This window comes from Rhizobium sp. SRDI969 (genome assembly GCF_025152725.1).
GTDB classification, from domain to species: Bacteria; Pseudomonadota; Alphaproteobacteria; order Rhizobiales; family Rhizobiaceae; genus Rhizobium; species Rhizobium leguminosarum_I.
Genome location: NZ_CP104038.1, coordinates 181,573 through 203,571 on the forward strand (window position 1 = coordinate 181,573; position 21,999 = coordinate 203,571).

Here is a 21,999-nt window from a genome sequence, read left to right on the forward strand (position 1 = left end):
CAAGTCCTGATGTCACAAAGTTGATAGACGGCGGGAATAGCCTCAGCGCGCCCCCGAGCGTTCTCCGCTCCCTCTAGCCAACGCCCCCTAGCCATGAGGTACTTCCCGTGAAAAGACTGAAACTCCTCCATTCCATCCGTCTCGCCGGATCGGCCATGGTGCCGTTTGCCATGGCGACGGCAGCCCATGCGGCGCCCGCCGGCTACGACAAGATCGACAATGTCGTCGTCATCTATGCCGAAAACCGCAGCTTCGATAATCTCTACGGCAGCTTTCCCGGCGCCGACGGGCTCTCGAACGCGACAGCCGATCGCGCCCGCCAGCTCGACCGCGACGGCCAGCCGCTGCCCGAACTGCCGCCGGCCTGGGGCGGCCTGACTGCCAAGGGTGTCTCGCCTGCTGTCACTGAGGCGCAGTCGGCCCATCTTGCCAACGCCTCCTTCGCGATCGACGATCCGAAGGGCTTCGCGCAGGCGCCTTCGGTCATCACCCGCGACCTCTGGCATCGCTTCTATCAGGAGCAGATGCAGATCGACGGCGGCAAGAACGACAAGTTCGTCGCCTGGGCCGATTCCGGCAATCTGGTCATGGGTCACTACGACGGCTCCATCCTGCCGATGTGGCAGGTCGCCAAGAAATACGTCATTGCCGACAATTTCTTCCAGACCGCCTTCGGCGGTTCGTTCCTCAACCACTTCGCGTTGGTCTGCGCCTGCGCGCCCTATTATCCGGATGCCGACAAGAGCCCGGCCAAGCCGACCATCGCCAAGGTGGATGCGGATGGGACATCGCTGACGGTCGCGGAGAATGCCCCGAAGTCGGCGCTGGAGGGCGCACCGAAATTCGTCTCCGACGGCACGCTGACGCCCGACTTCTACGCCGTCAACACCATGCAGCCACCCTACCAGCCGAGCGCCAATCCGCCGGCCAAGGACGGCGATCCGGCCTTTGCCGATCCGGCGGCCGCAACGACGCTGCCGCCGCAGCATGAAATCACCATCGGCGACCTCATGTCGCTGAAGGGTGTCAGCTGGAGCTGGTATAGCGGCGCCTGGCAGGCAGCCCTGGACGGCAAGAACGCCACGCCGGTGCCGAACTTCCAGTTTCATCACCAGCCGTTCAACTATTTCGCCAATTTTGCGCCCGGTACGCCGGCGCGCGCCGAACACCTGAAAGACGGCGGCCTTGGCGGCGAAGCCTTCTTGAAGGATATCGACGATGGCAAGCTGCCGGCAGTTTCCTTCTACAAGCCGCAGGGCAACCTCAACGAACATGGCGGTTACGCCGATGTTTCGAGCGGCGACCAGCATCTTGCCGATATCGTTTCCCATCTCGAGAACAGCCCGCAATGGGCCCATATGCTCGTTATCGTCACCTATGACGAGAATGGCGGCTTCTGGGATCACGTCGCACCGCCGAAGGCTGACCGCTGGGGTCCGGGCAACCGTATTCCCGCCTTCATCATCTCGCCCTTCGCCAAGGGCGGCATGGTCGATCATACCCAGTACGACACGACCTCGATCATCCGCTTCATCACCGCGCGCTACGATCTGCCGGTTTTGCCCGGCATCCTCGCCCGCGACAAGGCGCTTGGCAATAACGACCGGCCGCCGATGGGCGACCTGACTGCCGCGCTCGACCTGACGCATTGACCGATCATGAGCGGCCCCGGCGCTGACCGGGGTCGCTCTGCAACGAAGTCTATCGTCATCGACGCAGCAGCGGCCGCAACGCGGCCTGTGTTTCCTTCAGCAGCGGCAGATAGCGTTCCTTCATCTCGGCGGCGGGGACGAGGGCGGCCGGCGCGCCGATGTTGATTGCTGCGACCGTTTCACCGCGGTCGTTGTCGATGGGCACGGCAATGGAGCAGAGGCCGATCTCCAGCTCCTGATCGATGATGGCGTAACCCTCGGCGCGGACCCGACGGAATTCGGCGATGAGCTCGTCCGGATCGGTCTTCGTATTCGCCGTGTTTTGCTTCAGCTCGCTGCGGGCGAGGATGGCACGTGCCTCGCTTTCGGCCAGGGCAGCAAGCAGCACGCGGCCCATCGAGGCGCAGTAGGCGGGCAGGCGGCTGCCGGGGGTCAAGTTGATCGACATGACGCGGCGCTGCGAGGCGCGGGCGATATAGACGATGTCGGTGCCGTCGAGCACCGAGGCCGAGGCGCTCTGGCCGGCTTTCTGCGAGAGTTGATCGAGATGCGGCTGCAGCAGCGCCGGCAGCGGCGTCGCTGCGAGATAGGCATGGCCAAGGCGCAGGATCTTCGGCGTCAGCGTGAAGAACTTGCCGTCGTAATCGGCATAGCCGAGCTCGGCGAGCGTCAGCAGCGAGCGGCGCACGGTGGCGCGGTCAAGCTCCGTCAGCTTGGCGGCCTCGGCGATGGAAAGCCGCTGCCGCGTTTCACCGAAAGCTTCGATGACTTTGAGGCCGCGGGCAAAGCCGCTGACAAAATCCGTTTCGCGCATGTAAGGCTCCTGTGTTGGGGCTGCCTGTCTACACATTCCATGACGCTTCGCCCTTCGCTTGCGCTTCGGGCATTGGTCGCTGCAATCGATTCACTGGATCGATTGCTCGGGCTGCGCCCGACCGCTCCTTATTGTGCGATATATGAACAAATATCAAATATCGCACAAATTCGTTGCCGGCTGGCTTGCCGCGCTTTATGTCTACGCCAGCGGACGGGATGGAGAGTTCCCGACCGCATCAGCCAAGGAGAGATCCCGCATGGACAAGACAGTCGGGAGCACGGCGGAAGCTGTCTCTGAGATCGGTGATGGCGCGACCGTCATGATCGGTGGTTTTGGTGGCTCAGGCGCACCGATCGAGCTCATTCATGCGTTGATCGACAAGGGCTCCAAAGGCCTCACCGTGATCAACAACAATGCCGGCAACGGGCGCATCGGTATCGCTGCGATGATCGATGCCGGCATGGTCAGAAAGATGATCTGTTCTTTCCCGCGTTCGTCGGATCCCCGCGCCTTTACCGATAAATATCTGGCCGGCGAAATCGAGCTCGAGCTGGTGCCGCAGGGAACGCTTGCCGAGCGCATCCGCGCCGGCGGGGCCGGCATCCCGGCTTTCTACACGCCGACGGCCTACGGCACCGAACTGGCCAACGGCAAGGTCATCGCCGAATTCGACGGCCGCCATTACGTGCAGGAGCGCTGGCTGAAGGCCGACTTCGCAATCGTCAAGGCTGCGATCGGCGACATCCAGGGCAATCTCACCTACAACAAGGCCGGCCGCAACTTCAATCCGCTGATGTGCATGGCGGCGGCGAAGACCATCGTCCAGGTCTCATCCATCGTGCCGGCCGGCGGCATCGATCCCGAGCAGGTGGTGACACCAGGCATCTTCGTCGACCGCGTCGTTGCCGTTCCCCATCCCCAGCAGGAAGAAGAGCTCATTCGAGCCGGAGTGGCCTACGTATGACGATCGATATCAGCCGCATCAACACCCGCGAAGACATCAAGCTTTCCAATGCGCAGATCGCCTGGCGCGCCGCGCAGGACATCGCCGACGGCGCCTATGTGAACCTCGGCATCGGCTTTCCGGAAATGGTCGCCCGTTATCAGCCGCCTGGCCGTCAGGCGATTTTCCACACCGAAAACGGCATCCTGAACTTTGGCGAGCCGCCGGCGGCAGGCGAAGAAGACTGGGATCTGATCAATGCCGGCAAGAAGGCGGTGACGCTGAAGCCGGGTGCTGCCTTCTTCCATCACGCCGACAGCTTCGCCATGGTGCGCGGCGGTCATCTCGACGTCGCGATCCTCGGCGCCTATCAGGTTGCCCAAAGCGGCGACCTTGCGAACTGGCGGGTGGGCAGCAAGGGCGTGCCGGCCGTCGGCGGTGCCATGGACCTGGTGCACGGCGCCAAGCAGGTCTGCGTCATCACCGAACACGTCACCAAGACAGGCGAGCCGAAGCTGGTGGAGAAATGCACCTTCCCGCTGACCGGCGTCGCCTGCATCACCAGGATCTATACCAGCCATGCCGTCATCGACATCGTCAAGGGACGCTTCGTCCTGCGCGAGAAGCTGGCCGCGATGTCGCAAGAGGAATTGCAGGCGATGACCGGCGCGCCGCTGCATGTCGACGGGCCGGTTGCGGACCTCGTCGTCCCCCAACTCTGAGGAAAAGCCATGACCGAAGCCTTTATCTGCGACTATGTCAGAACGCCGATCGGCCGCTTCGCCGGCTCGCTATCCCAGGTGCGGGCCGACGATCTCGGCGCAATCCCGCTGAAGGCGCTGATGCAACGAAATGCCGCCGTCGATTGGGAAGCCGTTGACGATGTGATCTTCGGCTGCGCCAACCAGGCGGGCGAGGACAACCGCAATGTCGCGCGCATGTCGGCCCTGCTGGCCGGCCTGCCGATCACGGTTCCCGGCACGACGATCAACCGGCTCTGCGGCTCCGGCATGGATGCGGTGATCACGGCGGCGCGCGCCATCCGCTCCGGCGAGGCCGAGCTGATGGTCGCCGGCGGCGTCGAGAGCATGTCACGCGCGCCCTTCGTCATGCCGAAGGCCGAGACGGCCTTTTCGCGCGCGGCCGAAATCCATGACACGACGATCGGCTGGCGCTTCGTCAACCCGTTGATGAAGAAGCAGTACGGCGTCGATTCCATGCCGGAGACCGGCGAGAACGTCGCCGAAGACTATCATGTCAGCCGCCAAGACCAGGATGCGTTTGCGGTGCGAAGCCAGGCGAAGGCGGCCGCTGCCCAGGCAAACGGACGGCTGGCGAAGGAGATCACCCCGGTGACGATCCCGCAGCGCAAAGGTGATGCTGTTGTCGTCGACAAGGACGAGAATCCGCGCGCGACGACGATCGAAACGCTGGCGAAACTCGCGACACCTTTCAAAAAGGAAGGCGGTACGGTGACGGCCGGCAATGCCTCCGGCGTCAATGACGGGGCGGCGGCACTGATCGTCGCGTCGGAAGCGGCGGCGCGAAAATACGGCCTGACGCCGATCGCCCGCATCCTCGGCGGCGCGGCTGCCGCCGTTCCGCCAAGGGTGATGGGTGTCGGGCCGATCCCGGCCTCGCGCAAGCTGATGGCACGGCTCGGCATGACCGCTGAGCAGTTCGACGTGATCGAACTCAACGAGGCCTTTGCCAGCCAGGGGCTGGCGGTGCTGCGCGCGCTGGGCATTGCCGATGATGACGCACGCGTGAACCGCAATGGCGGCGCGATCGCACTCGGCCATCCGCTTGGCATGTCGGGCGCACGAATCACCGGCACGGCGGCCCTCGAGCTTCTGGAGACCGGCGGAAAATACTCGCTATCGACCATGTGCATCGGCGTCGGGCAGGGGATCGCGATAGCACTTGAAAGGGTTTGAGGCCGGGACGCTTCCAGCTTTTGCCGGAGGCTGCCGACCGTTGCGCGGTGTGTCCGGTTTGGTTAGAGATCGGGCATGCTGATCCGACCCGCAGACAAGAAGGATCGAAGCGCGATCTGGAGGATCATCGGTCCGACGATCCGCGCCGGCGAAACCTATGCGCTCGATCGCGATCTCAGCGAAGCCGATGCGGTGGCCTACTGGATGGGACCGGACCGCGAGACCTTCGTCGCCGAAGAAAATGGCGTGATCCTCGGCACATATTACATCAAGGCCAATCAGGCAGGTGGCGGCCGGCATGTCTGCAATTGCGGCTACATGACCGATGCTGCCGCAAGCGGCCGCGGCGTCGCACGGCTGATGCATGAGCATTCCCTGGGCCATGCCCGCTTGCTTGGCTTTCGGGCGATGCAGTTCAATTTCGTCGTCAGCAGCAATGAACGCGCGGTTGGGCTGTGGCAATCTCTCGGCTTCGATATCGTCGGCCGGCTTCCTGGTGTCTTCCTTCATCCCAAGCAGGGCTATGTCGACGCATTGTGTGATGTTTCGCACGCTTTAGCGGCCAGATCGCTCGGCGAAAAAAGATGTGAATGCGCTGTCGAAATCGCGGCGGTTCAAACGTCTTGAGATCGCAGGCGCGAAATGCGGTAGGCTTGCCGCATGCCTCGCGATCACTCTGTCCGGCATGGAGGTTATGAAGCCATGAGTGTTTCTTATCGTTGGGTCATCGTCGCCGTCGGCGCTCTGATGTCATGCGTGGCAATCGGCGCGATGTTCTCGCTGGCGATTTTTCAGGAGCCGATCGCATCCGCGACCGGCTGGTCGCATGTCGGGATCGCCAGCGCGATGACGCTGAATTTCATCGTCATGGGCTTCGGCGGTTTCTTCTGGGGGGCGGCAAGCGACCGCTTCGGCCCGCGCGCGGTCGTGCTGATAGGCTCCGTGCTGCTCGGCCTGGCGCTGGTGCTGGCGAGCCGCGCCGAGACACTGCTGCAGTTCCAACTGACTTACGGCATCCTTGTCGGATTGGCCGCCAGCACGTTCTTCGCGCCGATGATCGCGGCGACGACCGCCTGGTTCGACGAAAATCGCGGACTTGCGGTGTCGCTCGTCTCCGCCGGCATGGGCGTCGCGCCGATGACCATCTCACCCTTCGCGCGCTGGCTGATCTCGGCCTATGAATGGCGCCCGGCCATGCTGATCATCGGCATTGCTGCCTGGATGCTGCTCGTGCCGGCCGCGCTTCTCGTCAGGCGCCGACCTGCCGAGACCACCGACACCGGAACCGCGTTCGCGGCCGACGGCGCCCGGCCGCAACTGTCGAAAGTATTTCGATCGCCGCAATTCATCGTGCTTGGCCTGACCTTCTTTGCCTGCTGCGCGGCGCATTCCGGGCCGATCTTCCACATGGTGAACTATGCGACGATCTGCGGCGTAGCACCTATGGCGGCCGTCAGCATCTACAGCGTTGAGGGTCTGGCGGGACTGGGCGGCCGGCTGCTCTATGGCAGCCTTGCCGACAGGATCGGGGTGAAGCCTGTGCTGGTCGCCGGCCTGCTGGTGCAGGCGGCAGCGCTGGCGACCTATCTCTTGGTCAGCCAGCTCGGCGAATTCTACGCGCTCGCCATCGTCTTCGGCAGCGCCTATGGCGGCGTAATGCCGCTCTATGCCGTGCTGGCGCGGGAATATTTCGGGCCGCGGATCATCGGCACCGTCTTCGGTGCGGCAACGATGCTCTCCAGTCTCGGCATGGCGTTTGGCCCTCTGATCGGCGGCTGGGTATTCGACACATTCGCCAATTATTCCTGGTTGTTCATCGGCTCCGCAATGGTCGGGCTGGGAGCTGCGGCGATAGCGCTCGCATTCCCGCCTCTTACCCGCCGGGAGCCGCAGCCGGTCTTTGGCGTAACTTCTTGATGAGATGGCGCTTGGCGCGGTCAGCCTTTCATTCTGCCGCTTACCCCTCCCCAACCTCTCCCCACAAGGGGGAGGGGCTAACGTGCAGCACCGCCTCACGCAGCCATCAATCGTATCAGTCTGCCGAACGGTAGCAGCGGGCAAGAGCTACCTTTTGGTCACCGTCGGTCATCGCAGCTTAGCCCCTCCCCCTTGTCTAGGGCATATACATATCTCGCAAAGCCCATCCATCGGCGACGGCTCGAAAGTATTTGAGGCCGTTGAAGAAGGTGATTGGGCCCGGCGGCTTGGCCGAGGCGTAGCCGTTCCAGCCGCCGAGCTTGGCGATGATCCAGGCGGCCCAAGCCAGCGAGGCCTTAGAGTGGGGATTGGACTGCAGCTTGGTTGTGCCCTTGAAACGGCTTTCGAGGGCGGCGAGGGTATCGATCTCGGCTGCCGTGAAGGTCAGGCTTGCCGGCTGGTGATCGCCGCCGCTGCGGGCTTGGACGAGCTGGAGGACGATTGCTGCGGCCTTGGCGGCGATGGCGACGAGCTTTTCCAGCCGTGCCGCCAGATGCAACTGGCTGTCCTCGATCTTGAAGCCTTGGTTCTTCATCACCCGAAAGAACTGCTCGATCATCCAGCGCTGCTTGTACCAGGCGACGATCTGCCAGGCATCGGCCGGGCTGCTGAGCCAATGGGTGGTCAGGAGCAGCCAGTGCAAGGGCTCGACACCGTCGGGGGCGGCCGGTTCAACGATCTCGACCCAGCTCAGCCTGACGCCATCGGGCAGGCCGGCCTCGCGCAGGTTTTGCGGCCGCCGGATCGTCGCTTCGCCGAAGCGCAGGCACACCGTCGCCTGCCGCGCCGGACGGTCGGCGCGCTCGCGCAGATCAATCGTCTGAGTATCGCAAAACGCCACCGTTTCGACCGCGCGGCGCAGTTTGGAACCGTCGATGAGCGCATGGTCATGCATGACGCGCGACAAAAGATCGAAGCGCCGATCGGGCAGGCGCGCCCACATGATGAAGAAGTCACCCTCCCGGTCGGCGATCGCCGTGACCCGGGCCGCACGCGAAAGCACCAGTTTGGCCGCCTCTGCCGTCTCCACCCAGCGCCGCGATTCCTTTTCGTTCAACGGCCGCTCGGCATGCGGCGTAAGCTCTTCGCTACCCCGCGTCCAGACCCGGCCGCCCACCAGGCCAAGGCAGCTGCCGGGTGTCGGCATCGAGCGCCAGCATCGGATGCAGCAAAAGGCCAAAGCAATTGCCTTTTTTGATCTTGCCCAATTCCCGCCGGCTGTCCGGCGTCGTCGCAAACTTGATCTCGCTGGTGTCCTGCAGCGCCAGCACGTGGCGACCCTCAACCGCAGACCGGGTCTCCTGGCTCCAGCCGGCAATGATCTCTTCCACGCTCACCGCACTGTTGTTGAGAAAACGCCCGAACCGGATCTCCTGCGAATGGTTGCCCTCGGCCAACTGGCGAAGGCAAACCGTCTCGCGCAGCACAATGCGACGGAGCAGCACCGCCCCCTTTATCGAGACGACGATCTCCAAACCGGCCCAACGAAAAATCATGCCCTACATCCATCGGCGACGCTCCCAAATCAAAACGTCGCCAAAACAATCATACGGCCCGCAGTAAAGGAATCCGACCCCCGCAAACCGAGTCAATCCGTCGCACCGACTTATGTATATGCCCTAGCACAGGTGGGGAGGGGTTGGGGAGGGGACTTTTCGATCCCTTGCATTCGCCCACAATGAAATCTCCCGCTTTCGTGGATTGCCCAACGTCGATTTCCACTGATAGACTTCCCCTATTCGTTTCATCACCTATGTCCTTGGTTTTTCGGGAGGCAATCGTCGCCATGGTCGAACTTGCGCAGTCGCTCGCATCCATCAAGCTGCCGGACCTGTCCGGCAAGGCCGTGCTGATCACCGGTGCCTCGACCGGCATCGGCGCGGCACTCGCCCGCGCCTTCGCGGCCCAAGGGGCCAAGGTCGGCGTCCATTATAATGCCAGCCGCGAACCGGCGGAGAAGCTTGCCGACGAGATCCGGGCTACCGGCGGCACGGTGCATCTGGTCCAGGGCGACGTGTCGAGGGAAGGCGAGACCGAGCGTGTCGTCGAGGAGACGGCGAAGACCTTCGGTCATCTCGACGGGCTCATCAACAATGCCGGCGGCATGCTGGGGCGCAAGCCGACCGCAGAATATACCGATGCGCATTATGCCGCGGTCATGGATCTCAACGCACGCTCTGTACTGGCGGCAACGCGTGCGGCCCATCCCTGGCTGAAGAAGCAGGGCGGCTTCATCATCAACACCACTTCGATCGCTGCGCGCAATGGCGGCGGCAATGGTGCGATCCTTTATGCGGCGTCCAAAGGCTTCGTCTCGACGATCACCCGCGGTCATGCCAAGGAATTCGTCGCCGACAGGATCCGCGTCAACGCGGTGGCGCCGGGTGTTATCGCCACGCCCTTCCACGAGCGTTATACCAATGACGAGCAGATGGAGCTGCAGCGCAAGTCGATCCCGATGGGTTTCGTCGGCACGTCGGAAGATTGCGTCGGCGCCTATCTCTTCCTCGCCTCGCCGACGCTGTCGGGCTACATCACCGGCCAGATCATCGAGGTCAATGGCGGCCAGCTGATGCCGTAGACGCTTCGATCGGCGAGCAAGATCCTTCGCTTTCCCTTTTAAAAGGGAACTTTCGAACCGCCGTGACGTTTCCTGCTTGGTCTTTTCAGCAAGCGGGGCACCATGAGCTTTTCATTTTCGGAACTCGACTTCCTCAAGCCGGAGCTGGGGGCGGAGTATACGGGTTCTGGCACCCATTTCGCGGTATTCTCCGCGCATGCGGAACAGATGGAGCTCTGTCTCTTCTCGCCTGATGGAAAGAATGAGATCGCCCGGCTGCCGTTGCCGAAACGCGAAGGCGATATCTGGTCGGGCTATATTGCCGGCATCGGCCCCGGCACCGTCTACGGTTATCGCGCTCATGGTCCCTACGAGCCTGCCGCCGGCCATCGCTTCAATCCGAACAAGCTGCTGCTCGATCCCTATGCCAAACAGGTGACGGGCGAGTTGACGTGGGACGATGCGCTGTTCGGCTACCAGATCGGCGAGGATGACCTTTCCTTCGACGAGCGCGACAGCGCGCCCTTCACGGTTAAGGGCGTGGTGCAGGATCCGGACTTCGACTGGGCGGGTGAAGAGGCGATCCGCCGCCCTTGGCCCGACACGATCATCTATGAGGCGCATGTGCGCGGCCTGACGATGACGCATCCGAAAGTGCCTGACCGGCTGCGCGGCACATTTCTCGGCATGTGCAGCGATCCGATCATCGACCATCTCGTCAAGCTCGGCATCTCAGCGATCGAGCTTCTGCCGATCCAATATTTCCTCGACGACCGTTATCTCCTGGAAAAGAACTTACGCAATTACTGGGGCTACCAGACGCTCGGCTTCTTTGCGCCGCAATCCCGCTACATGTCCGGCGACAAGATCACCGAGATCAAGACCATGGTGAAAAGGTTCCATGCCGCCGGCATCGAAGTCATCATGGACGTGGTCTATAACCACACCGCCGAAGGCAGCGAAAAAGGCCCGACACTGTCCTTCCGCGGGCTCGACAATGCGAGCTATTACATTCTCTCCCCCGATGATCCGCGCCATACCTTCGATACGACGGGTACCGGCAATACGCTGAACGTCGCCAACCCCATGGTGATGCGCATGGTGCTCGACAGCCTGCGTTACTGGGTGGGCGTCATGCATATCGACGGCTTCCGCTTCGATCTTGCCAGTACGCTCGGCCGGCAGGATCTGGAGTTCGACCGCCAGGGCGGCTTCTTCGGCGCCATCCGGCAGGATCCGATGCTATCGGGGGTCAAGCTGATCGCCGAACCCTGGGATATCGGTGAGGGCGGATATCAGGTCGGCGGCTTCCCGCATCCCTTCCGCGAATGGAACGACAAATTCCGCGACGACGTTCGCCGTTTCTGGAAGGGCGATGGCGGCATGGTGTCGGAGGTGGCGGCGCGTGTCACCGGCTCGGCGCCGCAGTTCAACCATTCGGACCGGGGAGCGACCTCCTCGATCAATCTTCTGTCGGCCCATGACGGCTTCACGCTGATGGACACGGTCTCCTTCAACGACAAGCACAACGAGGCGAACGGCGAGGATAACCGGGACGGCCATTCGGATAATCATTCCGACAATATGGGTGCCGAGGGTGCGACGGATAATGCCGATATCAACGCCGCGCGGTCACGGCGGCGGCGCAACATGATGGCGACGCTGATGCTCTCCCAGGGCGTGCCGATGATCCTTGCCGGCGACGAACTCGGCAACAGTCAGGGCGGCAACAACAACGCCTATTGCCAGGACAACGAAATCGGCTGGACGGATTGGACAGGGCTCGACGACCCCTTCCTCGATTTCTGCCGGCAGGCAGTCGCCTTCCGCAAGGCCCACCCCGTCCTGCGGCAGGAGCGGTTCCTGACCGGAGAGACAGCCGAGGACGGGCGCATCGAGATCGCCTGGTACAAGCCCGACGGCAGTTTCATGGATGACGGCGCCTGGAATGACGACGGATTGCAGGTCATTGGCGTCTATCTCTCGAGGAGCGTGCATGCTCCGGATACCGAGAGGATGGACGACCTCTTCCTCGTCTTCAATGCAGGCGGCGATTGCGAGGTCCATCTGCCTGTCGTGAACGGGCTGAAACAGTGGTCGAGGGTTCTCGACACGGGATCAGAGACGGAGGCTTTCGAGGTGCACGATGAGGACAATCCGGTGATGGTCTATGCCCAGAGCGTCGCAGTCTTCGCACCGAAGGGACAAACCGAACCGCCGCAAGGCGCGACAAAGGCCGAGCGTCGTCGCTGGTTCCAGTTCGGCCGCTGGAGCAAGTAGGTCTCAGAAAGCATGAATGCCGAAGCCATCACCGAACTTGGTCTCGTTTATGTCAGCGACACCGAACCTGGCATCCGAAGACGAAGGAAGGGCAAGGGCTTCAGCTACGTCATGCCCGACGGCACGACGCTCACTGATGAATCGCAGCGGGCGCGCATCAGGGCACTTGGATTGCCGCCGGCCTACGAGAATGTCTGGATCTGTCTCTACGAAAACGGTCATCTGCAGGCGACGGGCTTCGATGCGCGCGGCCGCAAGCAATACCGCTATCACAAGGACTGGCAATCCTTTCGAAGTGCGGGAAAATTCCATCAGTTGATCGAGTTCGGCCGGGCGCTGCCTCGGATCCGCCGGACCGTGCTGCGCCATCTCGACACCGGTGCGGAGGATGTCAATGGCGTACTTGCGGCTTTGACGACGCTGCTCGACGAGGCGCACTTACGCGTCGGCAACCAGGCCTATGTCAGGGAGAACGGCACCTATGGCGCAACGACGCTGCTGAAGCGCCACTTGAAGATCGTCGCCGGTCAGATAGAGCTGAAATTTCGCGCCAAGGGTGGCAAGCGCGTCCAGCGCAGCCTCAAGCATCCCAGGCTCCAGAAGATCCTGGAGGAGATAGCCGACCTGCCCGGCCGCCAGCTCTTCGTCTGGAAGGACGAAAGCGGGACGCTGAAGCCGATCGATTCCGGCCGGCTGAACGCCTATCTGGCCGAGATATCGGGGGTTCCGATTTCGGCGAAAACCTTCCGCACCTGGGCGGGCTCGCTGGCGGCCTTCGGTGTGGCGCGCGAGACAATTGCCGGCGGCGGCCGGCCGACGGTAAAGCAAATGTCGGAGGCCGCGGCCGAGACGCTGCACAACACACCGGCGATTTCGCGCTCGAGCTATATCCATCCCGCGATCATCGCGCTCGCCGGCAACGATCATCCGCTGACGGAGAGCGGCAACGAACCGCTGCGGGGCTTGCGGGCCGAGGAAAACAGGCTACTTGATTTCCTCACAAGCGAGATCGAAGAATGAGCCCCAGACATCCGCCGGCATCGGACGTATCTTTGACACATCCCGACCGGCTCTACTGGCCGGACGAGGGCGTGACCAAGCAGCAGCTCGCGGATTATTACGCGGCGGTCTGGCCGTTCATGGCGCCTTATGTCGTCAATCGGCCGTTGGCGCTGCTGCGTTTGCCGGACGGGATAAAAAGCCACCAACGGTTTTTCCAGAAACATGCCTGGAAGGGCATGAACCCGCATATCGAAGAGATTGCCGATCCGCAGGATGCGGACGGCGAAAAGCTGCTGCGCATCGTCGATTTCAACGGTCTCGTGGCGCTGGTGCAGTCGGCCGTGCTCGAAATCCATCCCTGGGGTGCGACGACCGACGATTGGGAACGACCCGATATGATCACCATGGACCTCGATCCCGGCGAGGACGTTGCCTGGGGCGCGGCGATAACGGCAGCGCTTGAGTTGAAGTCGCGGCTGGAAGCACGTGGGCTGGCCGCCTTCGTCAAGACGTCGGGCGGCAAGGGGCTGCATGTGGTGACGCCGCTTGCGCCGAAGGCCGGCTGGGCGGAGGTGAAGGATTTCGCCCATTCATTGGCCGAAAGCATGTCGGCCGACGCGCCGGACAAATATCTGGCAACCGCGACAAAGGCAAAACGCGGTGGACATATCTACATCGATTATCTCCGCAACGGCCGCGGCAACACGGCGGTCGCGGCCTATTCCACGCGGGCACGACTGGGTGCACCGGTTTCGATGCCGCTGGATTGGTCAGAATTGAACGAGGTGAGCGGTCCCGCCGCTTTCACGCTCGGCAACGTGCCGCGGCGATTGGAGACCCGGCCGAAGGACCCATGGGGAAACTTCTTCGATGCGGCCGTGCCACTGGAATGAACGGCTCTTAACTCAGCCCGCACTGTCGAGCTCAGGATAGTGCCTGAAAATCCCTTCCTCGTTGAAGGCGAGGCGGCGGGGGGAGGCGAGATAGCGGACGATGTTTGGACGCTTAGCCGCCGCATCATGCAGAGCTAGCAGAGCGGGATATTCCGCCTTGCAGTTTGTCATGGCTCTCGGGAAGGCGTAGCTCAGGCCCTCGATCACCTGGAAGAGCGAGAGGTCGACATAGGTGAGCGCTTCGCCGACCAGATGGTTGGGGCCTTTCGGATTTTGCCGCAGCACACGCTCGAAATAGCCGAGGAATTTCGGAATGCGTTCGCGGATGAAGGCAGCTGAGCGGGCTTTTGCCTCTGGCTTCTGGTCCTCGTAATAAAGCGACATGTCGATCGGATGGTGCGTATCGTGCACTTCGGCGACAAAATCGGTGACGGTCAGCTGCAGGCCATTGACGACATGGCGAAGGCCTTCATCCTCGGGCGCAAGGCCGAGCTTCGGACCGAGATAAAGCAGGATGTTGGCGACATGCGGGATAATGAGGTCACCGTCCTTCAGGAAGGGCGGGGCGAAAGGAATGTGCGGTTCGCTTTCGCTCTCCATGATGTCGAACATGGCGCCGGTGCCACGCCCGGGCTGGCGGGTGATGTCGATATAGTCGGCGCCGGCCTCTTCCAGCGCCAATCGCACGAATTCGCCGCGGCCTTGAATGCCGTCCCAATAATAAAGCTCATATGCCATGGCTGCTCAATCCTTCGGTTGGCGACCGAAGTCTTTTCGCAGTTCGTCCTTGGCTTTTTCAAGGGTACCGCGCCGCTTTTTCGTCAGCTGGTTGCCGGCGCGGTTGATGTAGAAGGTCAGCATCGACATGGCGGCACGAAAGGGACTCGACTTGCGGCGGTCGCTCTCTTCGGCTGAGTGCTTGACGGAGCGGGCAATCTTCTTCGGATCGTCCGATTTGAACACGCCTTCTTTTAGGTCCAACGCATCGCTGTGTTCGGTGACGTCCTGCGACCATTTCTTCCTCGATTTGGCCATGGGTCAAACTCCCTGTGCGGCTGGCGGAAAGCCTCCGCTTGCCGCATCCTCTTCAATGGTGGCTGTGGTGTTCGTTGCGCTTGCGCGTTGCAGCGGCCTTCTTCGCGGAAGCGGAACGTTCCTCCTTCGAGCGTGCGGCGGAGGCCGCGCCGCCGATGCGGCCGCCCTTTTCAGAAGATTCATGCGTATCCTTCTTGCCGCGGCCGGAACCGGATTTGTTGCCGCCTCCGCTTTCCTTGTTGACGGTCGCCCAGGCACGCCGTTCGGCTTCCTTCTCGGAGACGCCGCGATCCTCGTAGCCCTCCTCGATATGCTCGGCCTTGCGTTTCTGCTTGTCGGTATAGTCGGATTTGTCACCTCTCGGCATTTTTGCCTCCTCTGGCTTTCAAAGGGAGTGAACCGATACGGAGGCCAAAAGTTCCGGTCATACGATCATGGTCCGCAGGCCCAGGATTCGGAACAAAAGCCGATTTTATCAGGTATCCGATGGGAAAAGTCTGCATGAGCTGCACATAGGAAGGAGCCGAGAACATGGAAAAACACATCGTCAAAGCCGATGGAACGGCGCGATCGACGTGAACGGTCAGGCATGCCGGTCACCTATACCCCGATCCTGCCGACACGATCTCGATCGAACTGATGGCGCGTGACGACAGCTGCATCAGTGAGGTGGATCTGATGCGCAAATATCCCGAGTTCCACGGCGCCGACGCATAAAGCAGAAGTTACAGCATTTCCACGACTGGCAGAGAACAGAAATGCCTTAGCCGACAGGTCGCTGCTGGACGGCGTTCCTGACCGCCTGGTCGAGCGCCGAGCTGCTGAAAGGTTTTGACAGCAGTACCGAGCCGGGGAAACGGTTTGCATCCGGCAGGCTGCTGTTGCCGGTGGCAAAGACCAGGCCGACCGACGGAAAGGCCTCCCGCGCCTTGGCGGCAAAGGCCGGACCCGACATGCCGGGCAAGCCGACATCGGCGACGATGATGTCGATGATGGTGTGTCGGAGGATTTCCACGCCCCGCTCACCGCTATCAGCCTCGATGACGTCATAGCCGAGATCCTGCAGAATCTCGGCAGTATCCATGCGGATGAAGGCGTCATCTTCCACGAGCAGCAGCTTCAGCTTTTCACCGGCGATATCGGGCTGGGCAACCGGTGCTGCGGCATTGCTCGCCCCTTGGCGGCGTTGGCTCCGGTTGGCAAGCACGTGGCTGATCTTGCGGGCGAGTTCCTCGCGTGTATAGGGCTTGGAGAGCAGTTCGAGGCCGGGATCGAGCCTGCCGCCATGGACGATCGAATTTTCGGTATAGCCCGATGTGTAGAGCACGGCGATATCGGGCAGGCGCTCTCGCGCCATGCGCGCAAGCTCCGGGCTCCTCAACGGGCCGGGCATGATGACATCGGTAAAGAGCAGATCGATATGGGCGCCGCTTTCGATAACGGTGAGCGCGCTTTGCGCATCCTTGGACTTCAGCACGTAATAGCCGAGATCCGTCAGCATCTCAACGACAGTCGTGCGCACACCCTCGTCATCCTCGGCGACAAGGATGGTTTCCGTGCCCCCGGTTGCCGGCACGTTGTCGACTTTGGTGATGCCATCCTCGCTCTGGAACGAGCGGGGCAGGTAGAGCTTGACGGTCGTGCCTTCGCCGATCTCACTGTAGATCTTCACATGACCGCCGGACTGCTTGACGAAGCCATAGACCATCGACAGGCCAAGCCCGGTACCCTTGCCTTCCGGCTTGGTCGAGAAAAAGGGCTCGAATGCCTGTTCTATTACCTCCTGTATCATGCCGGAGCCGGTATCGGTGACCGCCAGCACGACATATTGGCCGGCGGTGACTTCAGGATGGGCGCGGCTGTAGGAATCGTCGAGGAAGGCGTTGCCGACCTCGATTGTCAACTTGCCGGCGCCATCCATCGCGTCCCGGGAGTTGATCGCAAGATTGAGCAGGGCGTTCTCGATCTGGGTCGGATCGGCAAAGCTGTTCCAGAGGCCACCGGAGACCATGGTCTCGACTTCGATCTCTTCGCCAAGCGCGCGGCGCAGCATGTCGTCCATGCCGGTGACGAGGCGGCCGATATTGACGACCTTCGGTTCCAGCGGTTGGCGGCGGCCGAAGGCGAGCAACTGGCTTGCCAGTCGCGAGCCGCGTCCGACGGCGGCAAGCGCGTTGGAAATGCGTTCCTTGCCCCGGCCGTTATCAGCCACGTCCTTGCCGAGAAGCTGCAGGTTACCGGAGATCACTTGCAGCAGATTGTTGAAATCATGGGCGACGCCGCCGGTAAGCTTGCCGATCGATTCCATCTTCTGCGATTGCTGGAGTGCTGCTTCGGCTTGCTGGCGCTCGGCAATCTCTGCCGCGACGCGGACCTCGAGCATTTCATTGAGTTTCCGCAGCTGATCTTCCATATCGCGGCGCTGGTCGATTTCGACTTTGGCGGCACGGAAGAGCCGGATATTGTCGATCGCGACGGCCGATTGGCCGGCGAGGCTGACGAGGCTCGCCTCGGCTGCTTGGGAAAAACGGCCGGGCTGGCCGTGGCCAAAGAACAAACCGCCGATGACACTGCCGTCGCGTGATTTCACCGGCACGGCAAGATAGCTCCTGACCGGCAGATGCCCCTTCGGCATGCCTGCATGCGGCGCATTCTGCCCGTAGCGCGGGTCGAGCAGGATGTCGTCGGAGCGCACGATGCCTTCGCCGTTGAAAGTCGGCGCGAAGACCTTGGTATTGCGTGGCATCGGGAATTTCTCGAAGTTCTTCCGATCGACGCCTGAGAGCGCGTAGAGCATGTAGCTGCCGCGCTCACCGTCATCGACATTGTAGAAGAAGGCGCCGAATTCCGCGCCGGTCAGCGTCACGCCGGCATCGACGACAATCTGGGTGAGGCGTTCGACATTGGGCTCAGCGGTGATCGCGGCGCCCGCCTGGTTGACGACTGCAAGCGCGTCCGATTTTGCACGCAGCTCTTCCAGCGCAATCTGTTCGCCGCGCTTGGCCGACACCTGGTCTGTGACATCAAGGGCCGCACAGAGGATGCCGGCGACCATGCCGTCATCGTCGCGCAGCGGGGTGTAGGAGAAGGTGAACCAGGTGTCCTCGGTGCGGCCGTCGCGGCGCATCGGGATGAGCAGTTCCTTGAAGAGCTGCGAACCGCCTTCCAGAGTGCTGGCGATGATTGGCGAGAACTGTTCCCAGATGTCTGCCCAGACCTCGCGGAAGGGTCTTCCGAGGGCATCGGGATGTCGCTCCGGGAAAACAGGCACATAGGCGTCATTGTAGAGAAAAGCGAGATCCGGACCCCAGGCGACGAATTTGGGCTGGCGGGAATTCAACACCATTTCGGCGATATGCTTGAGAGACGCAGGCCAGCTTTCGACCGGACCGAGACCGACGGCATGGAAAGCCGGATGCCGTAACAATTCGCCGATTTCGCCGCCGCCTGTCGGCCAGCCGTTCGCGACGCTTCCCATTCAAAATCGCTTTCTTGTCGTCAGCCACGCCGGGTGATTGGCCACCTCGGGATCAGCCCTTCCAAACCGTCAACATAGAGGCTTCCGATAGGAGGGAAAGGGCCCGGTCGAAATATCCTTAACCGCCGGGCGTTCAACACTTTTAGCAGTCTGCGGACGGCGCCTGCGGGCTGTTATTTTCGATAGAGTTTTTGCGATGCGGCGAAGGCGCGGCCGATGTCGAAGGAGGGCCGCTGCACCGGCGCGCGCGGATCGCGGAAAACCAGCCCGACGAGATTGTCGACGACAAGGATGAACCCAAGCGCGAGACCGAGATAGAGCAGCGCGGCGATGATGAGGAGCGACATCTCCATCCCTCACACGATCGTGGTCGAAGCGCAGCCGCTGGCTGCGAAGAGCGGGATGGAAAGGATTTCGATACGGCCGTCGTTCATGGCAACCTCCCCGGTTTCGCCATTAACAGCCATTGGATGTTCTTGTTCCCGGTTGTCGGGCGGGGGAACAGCTTTATTTTGAAGCCTCAAAGCTTGCAGCGTCATCCGGCCTCTGTTCACCCCCGCATGGAAGCCCACCTCTCAAATTCCATAAAGCACAACTAATTCAGGCATATGACAAAGAGGGATCAAAGGGCGTCGCGACGACGCCCTTTTAATCGACATGCTCGGTATTTCAGTGTTCAGGACGCCGTCTTGCGGCTCGCAGTCCGTTTCGCTGCCGGTGTCACGACGCCGTTCGTCTTGCTGCCCGTCACGCTGCGTTTCGCCTTGGACTTGACTTCCTTGCGGTTGGAAGACGCGGCAGAGCCATCGAGCGTGTCGCGCTCGTGTCGTGCCTGTTCCCAATGAATGGAATCTCGCCCTATCGGATATCCCTCTTCTTCCCAGAGAGTGTATGCACGTTTTTTGATCCACTCTTCCCGAGTTTCTGCCATCGCTGATCTCCAGTCACATGATGCCGTCGTTCGAACGCGATACTGCTGAGATGGTTCCAGAGGTGGGGAACTGTTTCAAGCGAAATCGCGCCGCAACCCGAAATAATTCGCATCGCAGCATATTAGGGTTGAGAATCGGCACTCAAGCGGGCCGAAACGCTGCCGCCTTGTGCAGATCTGACACGAACTCCCGGCGCTGCCGCTGTTGCTCTTCTTCGTCGCGAATGCGCAAGAGATAGGAGGGGTGGATGGTGACCAGAACAGGCGGACGATTTGTCGGATGCAGGATATGGCCGCGCTCTGGCGTCAGCTTTGCTTTCGGGCCGAGCAGCGCATAAAGAGCGGTTGCGCCGAGCGTCACGACGAGTTTCGGCTGCAGGATATTGATCTCTGCGCCGAGCCACCAGGCGCACCGCCTGATCTCGCCGGCATTCGGTTTCGAATGCAGCCGCCGTTTGCCGCGTGGCGTGAACTTGAAATGCTTGACCGCATTGGTGACATAACAGCGTTGACGATCGAGACCGGCCTCTTCGAGGCAGCGATCGAGCAGCCGGCCGGCGGGGCCGACAAAGGGCCTGCCGGTCAGATCCTCCTGATCGCCCGGCTGCTCGCCGACCAGGACGATCTCGGCTTTCCCCAGACCTTCGCCGAAGACGATCTGCGTGGCATTTTTGTAGAGATCACAGCGGGTGCAGTCTTCGGCCTGATGCCGGAGTTCGGCAATGCTGTCAGCATCCGCGACTTCGAGCGCCAAGGCGGGACCGACGTTTGCGGCTATGTTCATGATGGCGATCCTCATTTCCTTGGGGTCAATCGATCTGTGCCGGGATTGTTCCCGTTCGGGAATGAGCCGCGCGCTTTGCAATCTGCAGGCCCATTCCGGAACCTTTCACGATCGGTCCCCGGGCTGGCACAATGGTCACGGTGAAAAATTTCGCCTCATGGGAGAGCGGCAGTGTGATTGAACGTCGCGGTTTCGCGGCTATATTCGCCAGCGATGTTCTATCTCCTATCAACCTACTGGCCGCATATCCTCTTTGTCGTTTCGATCGCCATGGGGGCCGCGGCGGCGATCCATGCCGCCATGACCAAGGAGGAGGTGCGTGCCGCGATCGGCTGGGTCGGCGTCATCATTCTGTCTCCGATCATCGGCGCGGTGCTTTACGCGATTGCCGGCATCAACCGCATCCGCCGCAAATCGTTGAGCGTCCGCCGCGACGCGCTGCTGCTTGCGGCCGAATTCGACGAACTGGAGACATTCGATGCCGAGGCCGAGACGGTGATCAGCCAGTTCGGCCGCCGTTTTGCCGCGCTGCAGACGCTGGGCGACCGGGTGACTCGCAATCCGTTGACGACAGGCAATACGATCGACGTGCTGGAGACCGGCGACGAGGCCTATGCCGCGATGAAATCAGCCATCGACGAGGCGACGCGCAGCATCCTGCTCGAAACCTATATTTTCGACCGAGATGCGGTTGGCCTTCGCATCGCCGATGCGCTGATTGCCGCGGTCAGGCGTGGTGTGGAGGTCCGGGTCCTGATCGACGCGGTCGGGGCGCGTTATTCGGTGCCGAGCATTCTCGGCCATCTCAGGGAGAGCGGCGTCACTGTTGCCGTCTTCAACGGCAACGTCATCATGGGCTTGCGGCTGCCTTATGCCAATCTGCGCACCCACCGCAAGATCCTGATCGTCGACGGGAAAATTGCGCTGACAGGCGGGATGAACATCAGGGCGGGCTTCAGCGAGGAGGCGACAGGCGAAAACTTTGCCCACGACACGCATTTTAGCGTCACGGGCCCTGTCGTGGCCGACCTCTTCGACCTCGCCGCCGAAGACTGGCGCTTCTCGACGCAGGAGTTGTTGAACGACGAGCCGTGGCGCATCGAACCGCCAGAGCGCAGCGCCGGTGATCCCATACTGATGCGTGTCGTCGCCTCCGGCCCGGACCGCAGCGTCGAGACCAACCATAAGATGCTGATGGGCGCTTTTTCCGTGGCGCGCCAATCGATCCGCATCATGTCGCCCTATTTCCTGCCGGACCGCGAACTCATCAGCGCGCTGGTGACGGCGGCGCGGCGCGGCGTCGAAGTCGATATCGTCGTGCCTGCGGTCAACAACCTCGTCCTGGTCGACCGGGCGATGACGGCGCAATTCGACCAGATCCTCAAGAATTATTGCCGCATCTGGCGCTCCACCGGCAACTTCAGCCATTCGAAGCTGCTGACGATCGACGGCACCTGGGCCTATGTCGGCTCTTCCAATCTCGACCCGCGTTCGCTGCGGCTGAATTTCGAGGTCGATCTCGAAGTACTGAACGAGGGCTTCGCCGCCGAGATCGACGAGCACATCGAGGAAACCTTGAAAACGGCAGCGCCGGTGACGCTTAAGGGCCTGCAGGCGCGACCCTTCGCGGTGCGGCTGATCGAAAAGGTGCTATGGCTGGGGTCGCCCTATCTCTGACGGATTTTTTGTGATCGGACGTGGTAAGTTCGG

21 protein-coding genes and 1 pseudogene are annotated in these 21,999 nt (G+C 61.8%); 11 read left to right on the forward strand and 11 right to left on the reverse strand.

Translation table 11 applies throughout. The features are described 5' to 3' along the window. The first annotated feature begins 107 nt into the window (after positions 1-107). Positions 108-1,652, forward strand: coding sequence for an acid phosphatase (locus tag N2A41_RS30525; protein WP_260111984.1), 1,545 nt, complete (start codon positions 108-110; stop codon positions 1,650-1,652). Between the two features lie 55 nt (positions 1,653-1,707). Here the strand turns inward: N2A41_RS30525 and N2A41_RS30530 are convergent, their stop codons facing one another. Continuing rightward, positions 1,708-2,466, reverse strand: a complete 759-nt coding sequence (locus N2A41_RS30530; protein WP_260111985.1) for an IclR family transcriptional regulator — start codon at positions 2,464-2,466, stop codon at positions 1,708-1,710. A gap of 259 nt (positions 2,467-2,725) precedes the next feature. Between N2A41_RS30530 and N2A41_RS30535 the strand changes: the two genes are divergently transcribed. The 5 genes and pseudogenes from N2A41_RS30535 to N2A41_RS30555 all read left to right on the forward strand — a co-directional run bounded on the left by N2A41_RS30535 (position 2,726) and on the right by N2A41_RS30555 (position 7,266). Then, positions 2,726-3,433, forward strand: a complete 708-nt coding sequence (locus N2A41_RS30535; protein WP_017968319.1) for a 3-oxoacid CoA-transferase subunit A — start codon at positions 2,726-2,728, stop codon at positions 3,431-3,433. Beyond that, complete coding sequence (locus N2A41_RS30540) at positions 3,430-4,134, forward strand: CoA transferase subunit B (protein WP_170256527.1); 705 nt, start codon at positions 3,430-3,432, stop codon at positions 4,132-4,134. The genes N2A41_RS30535 and N2A41_RS30540 overlap by 4 nt, the downstream gene beginning before the upstream one ends. Before the next feature lie 9 nt (positions 4,135-4,143). Beyond that, entirely contained in the window at positions 4,144-5,349 is a 1,206-nt protein-coding gene (gene pcaF, locus N2A41_RS30545; RefSeq protein WP_260111986.1) for a 3-oxoadipyl-CoA thiolase, read from the forward strand. 75 nt (positions 5,350-5,424) lie between these two features. Next, a pseudogene (locus N2A41_RS30550) lies at positions 5,425-5,908 on the forward strand (N-acetyltransferase family protein). A gap of 143 nt (positions 5,909-6,051) precedes the next feature. Then, positions 6,052-7,266: an MFS transporter gene (locus N2A41_RS30555; protein WP_260111987.1), complete on the forward strand. Its 1,215-nt coding sequence runs from the start codon at positions 6,052-6,054 to the stop codon at positions 7,264-7,266. A 196-nt stretch (positions 7,267-7,462) separates the two neighbouring features. On the opposite strand, the gene N2A41_RS30560 is transcribed toward N2A41_RS30555, so the two are convergent. Beyond that, positions 7,463-8,473, reverse strand: a complete 1,011-nt coding sequence (locus tag N2A41_RS30560; RefSeq protein WP_260111988.1) for an IS4 family transposase — start codon at positions 8,471-8,473, stop codon at positions 7,463-7,465. Beyond that, complete coding sequence (locus tag N2A41_RS30565) at positions 8,415-8,801, reverse strand: hypothetical protein (RefSeq protein ID WP_260111989.1); 387 nt, start codon at positions 8,799-8,801, stop codon at positions 8,415-8,417. The genes N2A41_RS30560 and N2A41_RS30565 overlap by 59 nt, the downstream gene beginning before the upstream one ends. Before the next feature lie 311 nt (positions 8,802-9,112). Between N2A41_RS30565 and N2A41_RS30570 the strand changes: the two genes are divergently transcribed. From N2A41_RS30570 to ligD, 4 genes are all read left to right on the forward strand, one after another. Next, positions 9,113-9,907 carry an SDR family NAD(P)-dependent oxidoreductase gene (locus N2A41_RS30570; protein WP_170281970.1) on the forward strand — a complete coding sequence of 265 codons (795 nt, stop codon included), beginning with the start codon at positions 9,113-9,115 and terminating at the stop codon, positions 9,905-9,907. Between the two features lie 102 nt (positions 9,908-10,009). Continuing rightward, complete coding sequence (glgX, locus tag N2A41_RS30575; protein ID WP_260111990.1) at positions 10,010-12,166, forward strand: glycogen debranching protein GlgX; 2,157 nt, start codon at positions 10,010-10,012, stop codon at positions 12,164-12,166. Between the two features lie 12 nt (positions 12,167-12,178). Then, positions 12,179-13,186, forward strand: a complete 1,008-nt coding sequence (locus N2A41_RS30580) for a DNA topoisomerase IB (RefSeq protein WP_170281968.1) — start codon at positions 12,179-12,181, stop codon at positions 13,184-13,186. Continuing rightward, complete coding sequence (ligD, locus tag N2A41_RS30585) at positions 13,183-14,061, forward strand: non-homologous end-joining DNA ligase (RefSeq protein WP_222295277.1); 879 nt, start codon at positions 13,183-13,185, stop codon at positions 14,059-14,061. Before N2A41_RS30580 ends, ligD begins: the two co-directional genes overlap by 4 nt. A 12-nt stretch (positions 14,062-14,073) precedes the next feature. Here the strand turns inward: ligD and N2A41_RS30590 are convergent, their stop codons facing one another. From N2A41_RS30590 to N2A41_RS30625, 8 genes are all read right to left on the reverse strand, one after another. Beyond that, positions 14,074-14,799 (reverse strand): glutathione S-transferase, encoded by a 726-nt coding sequence (locus tag N2A41_RS30590; RefSeq protein WP_170281966.1) that lies wholly within the window; start codon positions 14,797-14,799, stop codon positions 14,074-14,076. Between the two features lie 6 nt (positions 14,800-14,805). Further along, positions 14,806-15,096: a DUF3175 domain-containing protein gene (locus N2A41_RS30595; RefSeq protein ID WP_017968329.1), complete on the reverse strand. Its 291-nt coding sequence runs from the start codon at positions 15,094-15,096 to the stop codon at positions 14,806-14,808. A 52-nt stretch (positions 15,097-15,148) separates the two neighbouring features. Next, entirely contained in the window at positions 15,149-15,463 is a 315-nt protein-coding gene (locus N2A41_RS30600; protein WP_011655053.1) for a hypothetical protein, read from the reverse strand. Between the two features lie 396 nt (positions 15,464-15,859). Continuing rightward, entirely contained in the window at positions 15,860-18,574 is a 2,715-nt protein-coding gene (locus N2A41_RS30605) for a hybrid sensor histidine kinase/response regulator (protein WP_260111991.1), read from the reverse strand. Positions 18,575-18,747: 173 nt separating this feature from the next. After that, complete coding sequence (locus N2A41_RS30610; RefSeq protein ID WP_017968332.1) at positions 18,748-18,921, reverse strand: hypothetical protein; 174 nt, start codon at positions 18,919-18,921, stop codon at positions 18,748-18,750. A 9-nt stretch (positions 18,922-18,930) separates the two neighbouring features. Then, entirely contained in the window at positions 18,931-19,113 is a 183-nt protein-coding gene (locus N2A41_RS30615; RefSeq protein WP_260111992.1) for a hypothetical protein, read from the reverse strand. 137 nt (positions 19,114-19,250) lie between these two features. After that, positions 19,251-19,505, reverse strand: coding sequence for a DUF2934 domain-containing protein (locus tag N2A41_RS30620; RefSeq protein WP_260111993.1), 255 nt, complete (start codon positions 19,503-19,505; stop codon positions 19,251-19,253). 142 nt (positions 19,506-19,647) lie between these two features. Continuing rightward, positions 19,648-20,289, reverse strand: a complete 642-nt coding sequence (locus tag N2A41_RS30625) for a UdgX family uracil-DNA binding protein (RefSeq protein ID WP_170260495.1) — start codon at positions 20,287-20,289, stop codon at positions 19,648-19,650. Positions 20,290-20,502: 213 nt separating this feature from the next. On the opposite strand from N2A41_RS30625, the gene N2A41_RS30630 reads away from it, so the two are divergent. After that, entirely contained in the window at positions 20,503-21,966 is a 1,464-nt protein-coding gene (locus tag N2A41_RS30630; RefSeq protein ID WP_260112010.1) for a phospholipase D-like domain-containing protein, read from the forward strand. Positions 21,967-21,999: the final 33 nt, after the last annotated feature.

What these genes read in the sequence shown, in the direction of transcription:
- N2A41_RS30530 (WP_260111985.1), bottom strand. Translation starts at nt 2,466, where the DNA reads ATGCGCGAAACGGATTTTGTCAGCGGCTTTGCCCGCGGCCTCAAAGTC.
- N2A41_RS30535 (WP_017968319.1), top strand. Translation starts at nt 2,726, where the DNA reads ATGGACAAGACAGTCGGGAGCACGGCGGAAGCTGTCTCTGAGATCGGT.
- N2A41_RS30540 (WP_170256527.1), top strand. Translation starts at nt 3,430, where the DNA reads ATGACGATCGATATCAGCCGCATCAACACCCGCGAAGACATCAAGCTT.
- pcaF (WP_260111986.1), top strand. Translation starts at nt 4,144, where the DNA reads ATGACCGAAGCCTTTATCTGCGACTATGTCAGAACGCCGATCGGCCGC.
- N2A41_RS30555 (WP_260111987.1), top strand. Translation starts at nt 6,052, where the DNA reads ATGAGTGTTTCTTATCGTTGGGTCATCGTCGCCGTCGGCGCTCTGATG.
- N2A41_RS30560 (WP_260111988.1), bottom strand. Translation starts at nt 8,473, where the DNA reads ATGCCGACACCCGGCAGCTGCCTTGGCCTGGTGGGCGGCCGGGTCTGG.
- N2A41_RS30570 (WP_170281970.1), top strand. Translation starts at nt 9,113, where the DNA reads ATGGTCGAACTTGCGCAGTCGCTCGCATCCATCAAGCTGCCGGACCTG.
- glgX (WP_260111990.1), top strand. Translation starts at nt 10,010, where the DNA reads ATGAGCTTTTCATTTTCGGAACTCGACTTCCTCAAGCCGGAGCTGGGG.
- N2A41_RS30580 (WP_170281968.1), top strand. Translation starts at nt 12,179, where the DNA reads ATGAATGCCGAAGCCATCACCGAACTTGGTCTCGTTTATGTCAGCGAC.
- ligD (WP_222295277.1), top strand. Translation starts at nt 13,183, where the DNA reads ATGAGCCCCAGACATCCGCCGGCATCGGACGTATCTTTGACACATCCC.
- N2A41_RS30590 (WP_170281966.1), bottom strand. Translation starts at nt 14,799, where the DNA reads ATGGCATATGAGCTTTATTATTGGGACGGCATTCAAGGCCGCGGCGAA.
- N2A41_RS30595 (WP_017968329.1), bottom strand. Translation starts at nt 15,096, where the DNA reads ATGGCCAAATCGAGGAAGAAATGGTCGCAGGACGTCACCGAACACAGC.
- N2A41_RS30600 (WP_011655053.1), bottom strand. Translation starts at nt 15,463, where the DNA reads ATGCCGAGAGGTGACAAATCCGACTATACCGACAAGCAGAAACGCAAG.
- N2A41_RS30605 (WP_260111991.1), bottom strand. Translation starts at nt 18,574, where the DNA reads ATGGGAAGCGTCGCGAACGGCTGGCCGACAGGCGGCGGCGAAATCGGC.
- N2A41_RS30610 (WP_017968332.1), bottom strand. Translation starts at nt 18,921, where the DNA reads ATGTCGCTCCTCATCATCGCCGCGCTGCTCTATCTCGGTCTCGCGCTT.
- N2A41_RS30615 (WP_260111992.1), bottom strand. Translation starts at nt 19,113, where the DNA reads ATGACGCTGCAAGCTTTGAGGCTTCAAAATAAAGCTGTTCCCCCGCCC.
- N2A41_RS30620 (WP_260111993.1), bottom strand. Translation starts at nt 19,505, where the DNA reads ATGGCAGAAACTCGGGAAGAGTGGATCAAAAAACGTGCATACACTCTC.
- N2A41_RS30625 (WP_170260495.1), bottom strand. Translation starts at nt 20,289, where the DNA reads ATGAACATAGCCGCAAACGTCGGTCCCGCCTTGGCGCTCGAAGTCGCG.
- N2A41_RS30630 (WP_260112010.1), top strand. Translation starts at nt 20,503, where the DNA reads ATGTTCTATCTCCTATCAACCTACTGGCCGCATATCCTCTTTGTCGTT.